The 12,826-nt window shown below is 46.4% G+C and carries 12 protein-coding genes; 6 read left to right on the top strand and 6 right to left on the bottom strand.

All coding sequences use genetic code 11. The features are described from left to right. Position 1 precedes the first annotated feature (1 nt). The 3 genes from D0A37_RS04175 to D0A37_RS04185 all read left to right on the top strand — a co-directional run bounded on the left by D0A37_RS04175 (position 2) and on the right by D0A37_RS04185 (position 4,113). Entirely contained in the window at positions 2–271 is a 270-nt protein-coding gene (locus D0A37_RS04175) for a hypothetical protein (protein WP_242721448.1), read from the top strand. A 347-nt stretch (positions 272–618) separates the two neighbouring features. Further along, positions 619–1,725: a FecR family protein gene (locus D0A37_RS04180; protein WP_242721451.1), complete on the top strand. Its 1,107-nt coding sequence runs from the start codon at positions 619–621 to the stop codon at positions 1,723–1,725. Positions 1,726–2,298: 573 nt separating this feature from the next. Further along, positions 2,299–4,113: a CHASE2 domain-containing protein gene (locus D0A37_RS04185; RefSeq protein WP_242721453.1), complete on the top strand. Its 1,815-nt coding sequence runs from the start codon at positions 2,299–2,301 to the stop codon at positions 4,111–4,113. Between the two features lie 149 nt (positions 4,114–4,262). On the opposite strand, the gene glsA is transcribed toward D0A37_RS04185, so the two are convergent. After that, a complete protein-coding gene (gene glsA, locus D0A37_RS04190; RefSeq protein WP_242721455.1) occupies positions 4,263–5,189 on the bottom strand; it encodes a glutaminase A in 927 nt (308 codons plus the stop codon). A gap of 600 nt (positions 5,190–5,789) precedes the next feature. Here glsA and D0A37_RS04195 point away from each other — a divergent pair. Continuing rightward, positions 5,790–6,134 (top strand): hypothetical protein, encoded by a 345-nt coding sequence (locus tag D0A37_RS04195; RefSeq protein WP_242721457.1) that lies wholly within the window; start codon positions 5,790–5,792, stop codon positions 6,132–6,134. Positions 6,135–6,142: 8 nt separating this feature from the next. Here D0A37_RS04195 and D0A37_RS04200 read toward each other — a convergent pair whose 3' ends face one another. The 3 genes from D0A37_RS04200 to D0A37_RS04210 form a co-directional block, all read right to left on the bottom strand. Next, on the bottom strand, positions 6,143–7,138 hold the full coding sequence (locus tag D0A37_RS04200; protein ID WP_242721459.1) for a YdcF family protein: 996 nt from the start codon (positions 7,136–7,138) through the stop codon (positions 6,143–6,145). Positions 7,139–7,492: 354 nt separating this feature from the next. After that, positions 7,493–8,980 (bottom strand): polyphosphate:AMP phosphotransferase, encoded by a 1,488-nt coding sequence (gene pap / locus D0A37_RS04205; RefSeq protein ID WP_242721461.1) that lies wholly within the window; start codon positions 8,978–8,980, stop codon positions 7,493–7,495. 498 nt (positions 8,981–9,478) lie between these two features. Then, entirely contained in the window at positions 9,479–9,631 is a 153-nt protein-coding gene (locus tag D0A37_RS04210; RefSeq protein ID WP_242721463.1) for a hypothetical protein, read from the bottom strand. 102 nt (positions 9,632–9,733) lie between these two features. Here D0A37_RS04210 and D0A37_RS04215 point away from each other — a divergent pair, with 102 nt between their 5' ends. Further along, a complete protein-coding gene (locus tag D0A37_RS04215; RefSeq protein WP_242721466.1) occupies positions 9,734–10,693 on the top strand; it encodes a GNAT family N-acetyltransferase in 960 nt (319 codons plus the stop codon). Positions 10,694–10,819: 126 nt separating this feature from the next. Here the strand turns inward: D0A37_RS04215 and D0A37_RS04220 are convergent, their stop codons facing one another. Further along, positions 10,820–10,990: a hypothetical protein gene (locus D0A37_RS04220; RefSeq protein ID WP_242721468.1), complete on the bottom strand. Its 171-nt coding sequence runs from the start codon at positions 10,988–10,990 to the stop codon at positions 10,820–10,822. A 77-nt stretch (positions 10,991–11,067) separates the two neighbouring features. Between D0A37_RS04220 and D0A37_RS04225 the strand changes: the two genes are divergently transcribed. Continuing rightward, on the top strand, positions 11,068–11,778 hold the full coding sequence (locus tag D0A37_RS04225) for a TIGR03032 family protein (protein WP_242725349.1): 711 nt from the start codon (positions 11,068–11,070) through the stop codon (positions 11,776–11,778). Between the two features lie 37 nt (positions 11,779–11,815). On the opposite strand, the gene D0A37_RS04230 is transcribed toward D0A37_RS04225, so the two are convergent. Beyond that, positions 11,816–12,715: an ABC transporter ATP-binding protein gene (locus tag D0A37_RS04230; RefSeq protein ID WP_242721471.1), complete on the bottom strand. Its 900-nt coding sequence runs from the start codon at positions 12,713–12,715 to the stop codon at positions 11,816–11,818. Between the last annotated feature and the right edge of the window lie 111 nt (positions 12,716–12,826).

The raw sequence follows: 12,826 nt of genomic DNA on the forward strand, positions 1-12,826 counted from the left end.
TTTGGCGTCTACTTCGGAACAGCAACACCCGCAGGCGATCGCTCCCTATGATTTTCCATCGAAATTTCCACCAACTTTCCCTAAAAAACGCTATTCTAGTCGCGGTTGGTCGATCGTCTACCCGGATTCGCTTGGGTTTGCCTCATCAGGTTCCACAGCGGCAAGCTCAACTCCCAGACTCTGGCACACCACGGAGATAATTATTTTTTATCGCTTCGCAAAAACAATCTTTTTATTAATTGCCACAACTACAGGATTTATTTCCAATTAGTCATCCTTCCGGAAGAAGCCAAAAGACATTCAGAAGCAGTAATTAATTTTATGTTTGCTATATATAAATTTTCCATTTATAACATTGACATCGGCTAATATTAATGCTGTAAAGCACTTGGAGTCTGGCTTGCAAAATTTTCCGCAGGTCAGATTGTAGTAAAGTGCCATGTTGTAACAGTTTACTACAATCGGACAATAAAAAGAAGATTTAATGCTAAAATTTAATGCTGAGAAAGGTTATTTTTGCTGCTGTGTTACGGCATAAAAAGTGGAACGATTGCCGGATTTAGGGTGTCTAATACAGGAAAGGAAGTCTAGAAACTTCAATATGAGAAAATTGAAATTATGAATAAAATTTTTACCTGTGGGCGCTCGACCAAAATTCCGCTCCTAAGTTTGTCGTTAGCTGTGTTCGCCTGTCTGCCGCTTGGTCGTGCCACGATCGCCAGTCCGCTCTCTCCATCCCCCAAACAGCCGTCGAAGGCTACTAAAATTATCTCCGTCGATCGACCGCCAGCACTACCAATCGCCTCAAAATCTCCAAAAAATCCCGCAACAGTGGCGGCGAATCCATCCCCAGCACACACGATAAACGCCCAGGGAACAGCGGCCGGGCGATGGCTTGAAATAGAAGAAATTCGCGGTACAGTCAGCTTTAAAGGGCGGCCAGCGGTCGTGGGCGATCGGCTACTCGCGCCCGGAGACGAAATCATCACCGGCCCCAATTCCACAGCCCGTTTAGGCATCGACAACAACATCGGCGTTGTGGAAGTTGCCGAAAAAACCACACTCAGAATATCCGATTTGTCAAGCAGTGCAGGTGGCGAAAAAGACACAGCGATTTTTGTCAGCAGGGGGCGAGTCAGGTTGTCGATCGGCAAAACTGCTGCGACAACTCCCGCAGCCACCACCTCAACAATTATCCCGCCAAACCAAATAGCCGCCCTCAATACCTTCAGCGGACTCGGCAAATCCAGTCAAATTGCCCAAAAAACCCGTTCTGCTAAAACCGCCCCAGTCAGAGTTGAAACCCCCGAAGGCGTTGCCGGAGTCCGTGGCACCTCCTTTGGCGTCAGCGTCGGCGGCGGCAAAACCGCAGTCGAAACTATTGAAGGTGCAGTCGTAGTATCCGGCAGCACCGACTCGGAAGTAGTTGTCAACGGCGGCAACGCCACGACTATTTTCCCTCAAACCTCGCCCGTGGCGCCCTCAGCGAGCCCTCGCCTAGCTCAACTCAAAGTCCGCAGGTTGGTGAGATTCAGCGGCAATATCTATCGCCTCAGCGGTCAAATTAACCCGATCGACACACTTTATGTCAACAACGAAGAGATTAAGAGCGATCGAAATGGCAACTTCAAAATCCAAGGAATTTTACCTCCAAGCCGCCGCCTCCAAATCGTAGTGCGAGGGCCGTCAGTCACAGAACGGCATTACAGCCTCGCCGTTCCCTAAACAACCTCTCTCAGAGCAAATGGCGCGGCCCATCTCTGAGGATCTGAGTTAGATCGTAAGTTTTATTTGAGTTGATTATTTCCTATAGGGGCGAAGCATTTGGCTGCGAAACTTCGTAAGCCCAGCCGCGTCTAAATCTTAAAGTCAAGTTTGATGCAATTATTGTGAGGTGTCCCGCCCGCCTACAAATATAATTTAGATGGCCAACAGATTAGTCATAATAAAGAAACTTGGCGTTAACCTTTCGCCATTACGGTATTGTGGACCTTCATGACTCTACTAAGGGTTCCGGTTGCATCGAAATAATCAAATCGAGTCAACAGTTAACACTCAAGCCTTCAGTTTTTAGATACCGAGTCAAGAGTCAACAGCCAACAGTCAACAGTTAACAATCCACAGGAGTGCAACCGGAATTGATATATAGCAATCCTCAATCATTTGTGAATTTCTTACTCCCTCCCCTTGATAAGGGGAGGGTTGGGGTGGGGTAAAAAAATTACGACTCATTGAGGAGTGATATAACTCCTCTCGAAGGTCGGACTCAAATGTCAATGATTGCGTCAAATTAATTGCATGAAGTTCAAAGAATGGATCGATCATCTCCAACAACATCAACTGCTCGGCCTGCGGCAATATATAGCAACAAACCCTCCCTGGATGACAGGGGCATTAGTAGGTATAATGTCTGTCGGTATGCTGCAAGTGGGAATGTGGAAACCCCTTGAATATTTGGGATACAAAACTCTCTTTCAAATTAGAGAATCGGGAATTTTGCCAAATCCCGGATGGGATGAGAGAATTGTGGTAATTGCGATCGAACCGCATTCCTTGCAGGAATACGGTCAATTTCCTTGGCCTCGCAACCGCTACGCCCAACTGCTAGAAGCACTGAAAAAATCCCCACCCACAGCCGTTGGTTTTGACATTCTTTTCCTCGATCCAAGTCCGAAAGATGATATTTTAGCCGCGGCAATTGCCGCCAACGGCAAAGTTGTACTCCCTAGAACCCCCAAAGAAGAACCCGTAGCATCTTTAAAAGCAGTCGCCGCAGGTGTCGGCCACATCAGCCAAGAAGCCGATAGCGACGGTATTACCCGCGAGTCAAAAATCTTTCTCAACGGGATTCCTAATTTCGGTTTAGCAATGACTCACAGGTACAATGCTGCTAATCCCCAAGATCCAGTATTGCTCCCACAGTCCAAAAATAAGCAGGATAAAAAAGTCTGGGTTAACTGGCCGGGGAAAACTGAAAATTTACCTACCTATGCTTTTGTGGATGTCGTAGAAGGTAGAATTCCCGCAGATGCTCTGACCAATAAGTTAGTTTTAGTGGGCATAGTTGCTACCGGTTTCGACCCCATATCTTCACCTCTCAACAAGACTACGGCTGGGGTTTATTTATATGCAGCGTTGGTTGACAATGTGCTCAATCAACGCTTGCTGCAGCGGCTGCCGATACTGCTAGAAATTTTGTTATTGTTGGGAATTGGCCCGCTTACCGCTTTTGTTCTGGGCAACCGAGGCGTTAAAGAGAGAATTGCGATCGCTCTCGGTTTGCCTATAGTTTGGATTGCGGCTGCTGCTTTGCTATTTGGCTTCTTTTTTTGGTGGGTTCCGATTGCCGCACCTATCGGCACCCTCATTTTATCTGGCACTGCTTTGCAACTGCGGGAACAGTACGAAAAGCAGCAGTTAATGAGGTTATTTGAAAAGCACGTCGCTCCGGAGACAGCTCAGCTTATTTGGGAACGCAAAGCTGAGATATTTGAACAGGGAGAACTCGAACCTCAAGAACTGACAGCAACGGTGCTGTTTATGGATATTCGTAGTTTTACTTCGATTTCAGAAAAAATGCGACCGCGAGATTTACTCACCTGGTTGAACAATTATTTGGAAGCGATGACTAACTGTATTATGGATCACGGCGGCGTTGTAGATAAATACATTGGTGATGCAATTATGGCAGTTTTTGGGGTGCCTTTTTGCCATACTGAATATAGACAAATTCAACAAGATGCTTTGAATGCTGTTGCGGCTTGTATTGCGATGCACGAACGGCTGCACCAACTTAACCAGCAACTTAGAATTGAACGCAAACCTTTAATTAAGTTTGGCATCGGTTTGCATACCGGACAGTTAGTTGCTGGCAGCGTGGGCGGTTCCCGGCGCTTGAATTATTCTGTGATCGGCGATGCGGTTAACGTTGCTGCTAGATTGGAGGCGATGAATAAGGAAATTGTTTCTGACAGTCCTTTTAATTTGTTGGTGACGGCGAGGACTTTTGCTTATGTACGCGATCGCTACGAAGGCAAAAAAGTAGGCTCGATTCACTTGCGGGGCAAAAAAGAAGAGACTGTGGTTTATGCTATTTTGGGTGAAAAGCATTAGTCAGTTGTCAGTTGTCAGTTGTCAGTTGTCAGTAGGGAAAATTACCTTTTTCCCAATTACCTTTTTCCCAATTCCCCATTAGACATTCCCAATTCCCAATTCCCAATCCCCCATTCCTAATGACTACTGACTACTGACTAATGACCAATCTAATCAAATACGCTTAGCCGCAAAGTTTTAGCTATTTTTTCTAACAGAAATAAGCCGCCGATAGAATTTCCGTCTTTATCCAGGGGCGGACTGTAAAAGCCGATCGCACCTTGACCCGGAATTACCGAGAGCATTGCCCCGCTAACTCCCGACTTAGCCGGCAGTCCCACCCGCAGCGCAAAGCGGCCGGATGCTTCATACAAACCGCAAGTTGCCATCAGTGCTTTGACAGTACGGCAGTTTTCCCCCATTGCTCGATCGCCACTATTTACCAAAACCATCCCCAGCTTCGCTAAATCCTCCACATTTCCCGACAAACAGCAAACGCGATTGTAGGTTTCTAAAGCAATTTCCGCATTTTGAAGATAACCAGATTCTACCATTTTTAAGGCGAGATTCCAATTATTTTGATTCGGGTTTTCCTTCACTGAATCGAGCATTAACTCGTCAACAAATAACTGACTGTTTGCCTGTTGATTCAGCCAACTTCGCAAGTTTTGACAGCGTGACACAGCATTTTCACCGGGAATCAAAGACGCTAGGGCGATCGCCCCGCTATTAATCATCGGATTTCTCGGCTTCCCTTGGTCTATTTCGAGTTGAGTTAAGGAATTGAAAGGCAGTTCCGAAGGCTCACAGCCAACGCAGTCAAATACCCTTTTTTCGCCCAATTCGCACAGCAAATAAAGTAGCACAAAGGGCTTGACTACACTCATCAGCGGGAATGTTTGAGCAATGCTACCCCAGCTCACAATTTGACCATCAATTGCCCGAATTTGCACGGCAAGCCCTTGTCGTTCGGCTTGCGCTAGGAGAGGTATGTACGCAGGGATTTGACCCGCTTTACTGCGATTAATTGCCTCTTTTGCCCAAGCTGCCAGTTGTTCCGGTTGCAAGGAAGATAGTTTGCTGGTGGATATTTTCACTCTCGATTATTTAGATTATTTAAAATTTTAGATTGGCATTCCTGGCGCGATATTGAGCCATAAACCCGGTTTATTAACCGAATTGCGCCATTTCAGCTCTCTGCGGCCAGAAACCGGGTTTCTTAGCTGACAGAAACCAAGGTCGAACTTCAGGTTATTGACGTTTGGGCCCGCCGGGAGCAAATAAACTTTAGGACTAAGACAAACTGTCACAAATAGGGTGAATTTTTAGGTATGTAGTTGCGCTTCAGCGCTCTTTCCTAAGCTAAGAGCGCTGAAGCGCAACTACATACCTTTGTTTAATGTGCCAGTTGGCCTTAGTCGGAAATTTATTGATAATTTTTCATAAAAAACCTGTACTTTGCATAAAAATCTCCCCTTCACCCGGATAGATAAGTAGCAGCTTCAAGGCAACGCTGCTAGCCAAAAAAAACAAGCACTAGCTTGAAATGCCTTCAGATTCTTATGTTTAAGCCCCAGCAAGGGGCGGGGTGCATATTTAACTTAATTCTTTCAGAGTTCGCCAAATCCTTTCCGGAAAACCCCCGAACCTCTGAGAATGTACTATCCAACCGAATCTACCAAAATCAGGATAAAAAAATGCCAGATGAAGCGAAAGCAGAAGCACCAAAGCCCGCTCCCATGATTTTTAAGGGTGTATGCAGCGACGGAGTTCTCAAAGGCAAAGAAATTGAAGGCAAACTAGATATCAAAGTCAACGTCGAATCTGTCAAAACCCCTGAAGCAAAGCCCACAAAATCCAAGTGGGAGCCAGTTATCTTTTGGGTATTGTTTGCAGTCATGGCAAACATGGCCGTCGGCAACCCCGCCGGAATGAGAAAAAACAGCTCCCCACAAAGGTCTCATTCTCATCAGATGTTAAACCAATCTGGGGAGCAGTCGCTGTTGCCTAAGAACATTTCGGCTTCGCTCAGTGACCGTTAGACGCAACTTTAAGCTCTGGGAGCCTGCCAGCCGCGCAAATAGTAATAGAAAGACCCGAAATATTCATCGAATACTCGCGTCGTAGTTACCAAAGCTTCTGCACTAGGCAAAAAATCTCCCGCGTCTAAGCGGAGTCTACTGGATTTCCCTCCTGATGTGGGTTGAAAAGTGTAGAAGTCGGTAGCCCTAGGAATCACCTGGATTCCCATATTCGCAAAAGCGAGGCTGGCACGGCGCATCTGAATCGCAGACGTTACCAGGATTACTTTGCGCGGGGCGCCACGGCTGTCGAGTATCTTTCTCACCTCTTCAGCGCTGGTGCGTATGTTGCTGCCGTTATCGTCGAGAACGATACTGCTGCGCGGCACGCCCATGTTGTTTGCCAGCAAAGTCTCGATATCCTTAGCTTCGCCAACATAACCCTCCAACTCGGGCCTCGGGCCAGCGGTAACGATGACCATAGGTGCGAGTTGTTTTCTGTACAAAACGGCAGCATAGGGCAGGCGATTGCCTGTATCTGTCAGTTGAATCGCTACTCGGTTGGGGATGTGAGGCTGAGTGGTTCCCTTGCCCAGCAGGACGATCGCCGCTGCGGTTTCGTCGCAGCAAACTGTGCGGACGGCTGCGGCGGCGTCCCGTTCTGCTTGCTCGGCGAACCAGTAAGCGACAACTGGCATACTCGAAAGGATTAAAACTAGCAGGGCTGCCAGGATCATTCTCGGCGCCGGGTTGCGGATGCCCCCGTTCGTGATCAGCGCCGATGCTATCACCAGCAGAGTGATGGAAAAACCCAGCGGCTTAAAGAAGAAGGCTATGAGCCCGAAAATCGCTGCTCCGACCGGGGTGTCTGGCGCAAAAAAAGCTAGAATCAAAAGGCTGATCAGCAGCAAAACGCGCAGCCGATCTAATAATGGATTGTCTTTGCCTCCTGATTGCTCCCACCACGATCTGAGCAGTGAGAACAGGAGGAATAGAAATAGAATGCGAGCTAACAGTTCTGGCATCTTGCAATATTCTGTGTCTTCATAAATTAGTACAGAAGTTTTGGAAACGAGCGCGAATTTAGCTGCGGGAGGAAATACGGGAATCGGTGAGTTTTTAAATTTCGCCAATAACGCAGCCCGATCGCATTTATCCTGATGCTCGATTCCGGTCAGCTATCAACTATTGGCTGCAGGGTGAAGCCCGCTACTTCCAGTCACAGATTGCTGACAGTTAATTGGTAATTGATAACTGGTAATAGTTGATTGGTAATTGGTAATGGATCGAGCACGCCGCAGGTGGAATTGACAATTCAAGCCTGCTTTGTTCTGCCTACTTTTTTCCCCATAACCTGTTACCGATTCACCAATCCCAATTTATCGGCGCTTCAGTTGATTCCGAATTGCCTGCGTTACCGTTTGAATTACTTTAACACGAGCATAATACTTGTTATCGGCCGCAATTAGCGTCCAGGGAGCAAGCGGCGTGCTGGTGCGCTGAATCATTTGATTCACCGCCACTTCATAATAATTCCACTTTTCCCGATTTCGCCAATCTTCCTCGGTGAGTTTGTATTGTTTAAATGGATTGTTTTGCCGCTCTGTAAACCGCTTTAGTTGCTCGTCAGGACTGATGTGCAGCCAGAATTTAACTAAGACACAACCGAAACTGGTGAGTTGCTCCTCAAATTCGTTGATTTCCTGATAAGCTCGGCGCCATTCGGGTTCGGTGGCAAATCCTTCCACTCGCTCGACCAGCACTCTACCATACCAACTACGATCGCAAATGCTGATTTTACCAGCCGTTGGCAGCCGCTGCCAGAACCGCCAGAGGTAGTGATGCGCTTTTTCTTCGTCTGTCGGGGCCCCAAAGGTATTAACGATGTAACTGCGGGGGTCTAATATGTCCGTCAAGCGTTTGATTGCTCCTCCTTTACCGGCAGCGTCCCAACCTTCAAACATCACTAACACGGGGATTTCCTCTTCGTAAATGCTTTGTTGCAGTTTCCCAAAACGGGTTTGTTCTTCGCGAAGTTGCTGTTTGTATTCGTCGGGCGACAGGGATTGAGTTAAATCTACTTGGGCCAGCAAGTCGGGTTCGGTGGGTTGCAACCTTTCTTGAGGCGGCAATTTCACAGGTGCAGATTGCATCGGCAGTCTGTCTAAGGCTTCTGTAATTGTCGCTGCCATTTGCGTTAAAACTTTGACTCTCGCCCAGCGCTGACAATCGCCTTCTACTAGCGTCCAAGGTGCGCGACCCGTGCCGGTTTGGGCTACCATTTCTTCGGCAAAAGTTGTGTATTCTTCGTATTTTTTGGCTTGTTTCCAATCTTCGGGCCGCACTCGCCAAGCTTGTAAGGTGTCGTCTTCTAGTTTTTTGAGCCGGTGCTTGAGCTCTTTTTTGCTGAGGTGAATCCAAAATTTGGCAATTGCTGCGCCGTCATCTACCATCTGGCGCTCAAACGTGTTGATTTGCCTGATGGCTGTCGGTACTTCTGCGTCGGAGACTCGATCGAACAACCGATCTTCTAAAACATGAGTGTACCAACTGTGGTAGAAAAAACCAATTTTGCCGCGGGCGGGGAGTTTCTGCCAAAACCGCCACAGGAAATGATAGCCCATTTCTGCATCTGACGGCGGCCAAATCGGATGGACGGCAAACCCCCGCGGGTCCATGTACCCCACCATTTTTTTGACGAGGGCGCCTTTGCCGGCGGCTGCCCAGCCTTCGAGGACGATGATTGCGGGCAATTTTTTTTCCCTGCAGGCCAGTTGGAGCGATCGCAACTGTTTCATTAAAATTTCTATCTTGGCATCATAGGTTTCTTTATCCAGGGAAATATCTAAATCGAGGTTGTCGAGCATATTTACCTCATATAAATCTGTAAAAAACAGTTTAACGTTAGTTTAACGTTTGGATAAAATTAAATCCTAAAGCCAGGAAAAAACGTTATAAAAACTACAGTTACGGTCGCTTAAAAGCGCGGTGCTTCTGCAGAATCCAGGCTCCCGTTAATAGTAACAGAACTTCTATTACATCAAACTTGCAAAAAAGAAACGTAGCGGTTATAGTTGAACTAGGCAACTTTTTAATAGGTTCAACTTCTCCCCTCCCCCAAGCGGGCGAGTTAACAGGAGGAGCAACAAATCCCTGAAACAGGATTTATTGTAAGACAGAGCAAAAGTAAAAACCAACTACCCAGTGGGGGTGACAACTTCTTTACTTAGCTTCATCAAATTTATTTAAACAACAGTTACTCAAGCACCAGCCTTGATAACTTGGAGGAAGCTGCTTGCGAACATTGGGCGCTCCTCCAGTCTGAGACTCACATACAAAACTAGCCCAAAAAGGCAAACCAATTTTTATGATTGCGCTATGAGATAAAACCTGAAAGCCTGGGTGATATAAACAGGTTTCTGAGTTTTATCGACACCATTCTCAAATACTAAAAACAGTTTAGATGCGGGCCCGTGTTCCCGCCCCACAAGAGTATTTATTTCTTGTGGAACAGGCATCTTGCCTGTTAATGACGTTTGTCCAAAATGTCTGAATTACTGTACTTGTTTGCCAATACCAATTAAGAGGAACAGTCCGAAATTACGGATTGCAAGTTTTCTATGAATATCTTAACAACCCGCTCCTACAAGGGCGAAATTGACTGGTGCGCGATCGCAAATTTAATCGACGTTTGCGAAGCAGTCGATCGCCTCGGCGAAGAAGTCTCAGCAACTGAACTCAAGCTAATACTTGATGCACCCAAACTCGACCAAGCCCGCGACGTGCAATTGTGGGAAGATGGTAATTACAAACTAATCGGTTTAGCACTCCTAGATATGCCCGATTCCCCGGCTGAAATCGACGCTTGTCTCTGGTTTTACGTGCATCCAAACGTGCGTGGCGCAGGTTTGGAAAAAGATATCATTAAATGGGGCGAAAAGCGGCTGGCAGAAGTCGCGAAAGAACGGAATTTGCCTGCAAAATTGCGTACCTACAGCCGCGAGGACAAAACCGATGAGATGCGGCTGTTCAAAAAACAGGGCTTTGAGGTCGATCGCTATTTTCTCACAATGGCCCGATCCCTCGCCGAACCGATTCCCGCGCCGGAATTTCCTGCTGATTTTGCACTGACTCACGTATCGGGAGAACAAGACATCCAACCTTGGGTAGAGATGTTCAATCAGTCATTTATCGATCACTGGAATCACCACGATTTAACTGCGGAAACCGTGCGTTATTGGATGCAAGATCCGAATTATCAGCCGGAATTAGACTTGATTGCTGTTTCGGGCGATCGCAAATTTGCTGCTTTCTGCGACTGTCAAATCAAACCCCAAAAAAACGCCCGCAGTGGCACAAAAGACGGCTGGATTGAATTGTTGGGTACGCGGCGCGATTTTCGGAAAATGGGCTTAGGAAAAGCGATGCTTTTAGCGGGTTTGCATAAGTTGAAAGCAGCGGGTGCAAACACAGCTAAACTCAGCGTTGATGCTGACAGTTTGACGGGAGCGACAAAGCTTTACAAATCATTGGGTTTCCGCCCGATGGAAACTTGGATCGAGTGGGCTAAGACTGTGTAGAAAAGGTTTGCCGTGAAGGCTAGAATCCCGACTGCTTAAAGAAGTCGGGGTTTTCAAGTGCGATTTTGTGTCAAGTGCGAGATCCCTTTTGGATCGAATGGGCGATCGTACTTTTCCTTCCTTTCCTTAAACCAGCAGGAAATTAGCAGATCTAATCGAATTGGCACTCACTCCAATCATCACACCCAACTCCTCTCCTGTCAAGACATTTTTGATGAGAGTTCCCTGAGTATTTTGAGTTATTACTAACTGACCAAAACTCAAACCACCACTTAATCCAATCAAATCTTGACCCACGGTAAAATCAGCGATAATATCAAATACTCTACATACCTCGCATCGCCCACACCACAGGAGATATCGACATTCACGATATCGCTGTCGATAAAAATAACCAAATCATTTTTATTAGCACGTTGTTCAATTGTATCGCTACTTTGAGCGATCGCCACAGTTGCAAACCTCTCTGGAAACCCGGTTTCATCTCACAATATATAAATGAAGACCGCTGTCACCTCAACGGTTTGGCAATGGTGGCTGGGGAGGCGAAATATGTCACGGCGTCGAGTCAGTCGGATGTGGTGGATGGCTGGCGCGATCGCCGAAAAAATGGCGGTATAGTTATTGATATCGAATCTAATGAGATTATCGTCACAGGATTGTCAATGCCACACTCACCGCGCTGGTATCAAGACAAATTGTGGTTGCTGAATTCGGGGCGGGGAGAATTCGGTTATGTGGATTTAGAAACAGGGAAATTTGAGGCAATTACGTTTTGTCCGGGATATGTCCGAGGACTGGCTTTTTGGCAAAATTGGGCAATTGTTGGACTCTCGAAACCGAGGGGAGGTGACAACACTTTTAGCGGTTTAGAATTGGATGAGTTGTTGCTGGCCAAGGATGCTGAGCCTCGCTGTGGTATGATGGTGATTGATTTGACTACTGGGGCGATCGTTCACTGGTTGCGGTTTGAAGGGATTGTTACGGAACTGTATGATGTGCAAGTCATTCCGGCAGTGCAAAAGCCGATGGCGTTGGGTTTTCAAACGGATGAAATTGCTCAGTTAATTACTTTGGAACTTTAACCGCAGATGGTGGCGGATGTACGCTGATGAACGCATATTAAGATGCAGTTTGTTTGGTGACTTCGACATAAATATGTTCTAACCGCACCGGATACCGAGCAATTGAATCAATAGAAATGCCGTCGAACAGCAAAATAATCTCTTTTAATTCTAAACGTTCCGGCAGCCAAAAAGCTAAATCGCTACCGTAGCGGCGGGGGATGAAACTGTATTGTTTAGCGCGGGCGATGACTTCAGCTTCTTCGTCGGTTTTTACCACGATAATTTCTTGAGCCGGAATCAGTTTTTGCAACTCTTCTAAACTACCTTCAGCTACAATACTGCCATTTTTCAGAATCCCGATTTTCTGACACAGCCGCTCAGCTTCATCCAACAAGTGAGTTGTCAGCAAAATTGTAGTTCCTTCCGATTGCAATCGCTGAATTAACTCCCAAATTTCATAGCGAGCCTCAATATCTAAACCCGTTGTCGGTTCATCTAAAATTATTAATTTAGGTTGGTGTACCAAAGCTACCGCAATATTCAAACGGCGCTGCATTCCTCCGCTCAAACTTTCCACGGGGCTTGTAGCTCTATCTGTCAAATTTACTGCTTTCAAACAGTGTCTTACTTGATAGCGCCGCTGCTTGCGCTTTAAGCCGTAAATTTGAGCAAAAAAGTTGAGGTTTTCTTCGCAGCTAAGGCTTTTATAAAGCAAATTTTCTTGAGGCGCTACACCGATTAAGGATTTTGTAGAGTCAGAAACAGGTTCGCCATTAATAGAAACTTGACCGCTGTCGGCATTTAGCAAATTACATAAAATATTGATAGTTGTAGTTTTACCCGCCCCATTTGGCCCGAGCAAACCGTAAATTTCTCCAGATTGGATGTGCAGTGTTAAATCTTTAAGCACTGAACGCTCGCCATAGGACTTATTTAGCTTTTCTATTTGCAGCACTGCTTTAATTCTCCGTATTATTTTATATATTTACGGTTGTTTCTGAACGATTAAACCGCAGAGAGCGCAGAGGGCGCTGAGTCAGAGAAGAGAGAGATGAATAATTACGAC

Origin of the sequence: Microcoleus vaginatus HSN003 (assembly GCF_022701255.1) — a bacterium.
In the GTDB taxonomy this organism is placed as follows: domain Bacteria; phylum Cyanobacteriota; class Cyanobacteriia; order Cyanobacteriales; family Microcoleaceae; genus Microcoleus; species Microcoleus vaginatus_B.

Coding starts and splice junctions, on each gene's coding strand:
- D0A37_RS04210 (WP_242721463.1), bottom strand. CDS start 9,631: ATGCCTGTTCCACAAGAAATAAATACTCTTGTGGGGCGGGAACACGGG.
- D0A37_RS04215 (WP_242721466.1), top strand. CDS start 9,734: ATGAATATCTTAACAACCCGCTCCTACAAGGGCGAAATTGACTGGTGC.
- pap (WP_242721461.1), bottom strand. CDS start 8,980: ATGCTCGACAACCTCGATTTAGATATTTCCCTGGATAAAGAAACCTAT.
- D0A37_RS04200 (WP_242721459.1), bottom strand. CDS start 7,138: ATGCCAGAACTGTTAGCTCGCATTCTATTTCTATTCCTCCTGTTCTCA.
- D0A37_RS04180 (WP_242721451.1), top strand. CDS start 619: ATGAATAAAATTTTTACCTGTGGGCGCTCGACCAAAATTCCGCTCCTA.
- D0A37_RS04185 (WP_242721453.1), top strand. CDS start 2,299: ATGAAGTTCAAAGAATGGATCGATCATCTCCAACAACATCAACTGCTC.
- D0A37_RS04195 (WP_242721457.1), top strand. CDS start 5,790: ATGCCAGATGAAGCGAAAGCAGAAGCACCAAAGCCCGCTCCCATGATT.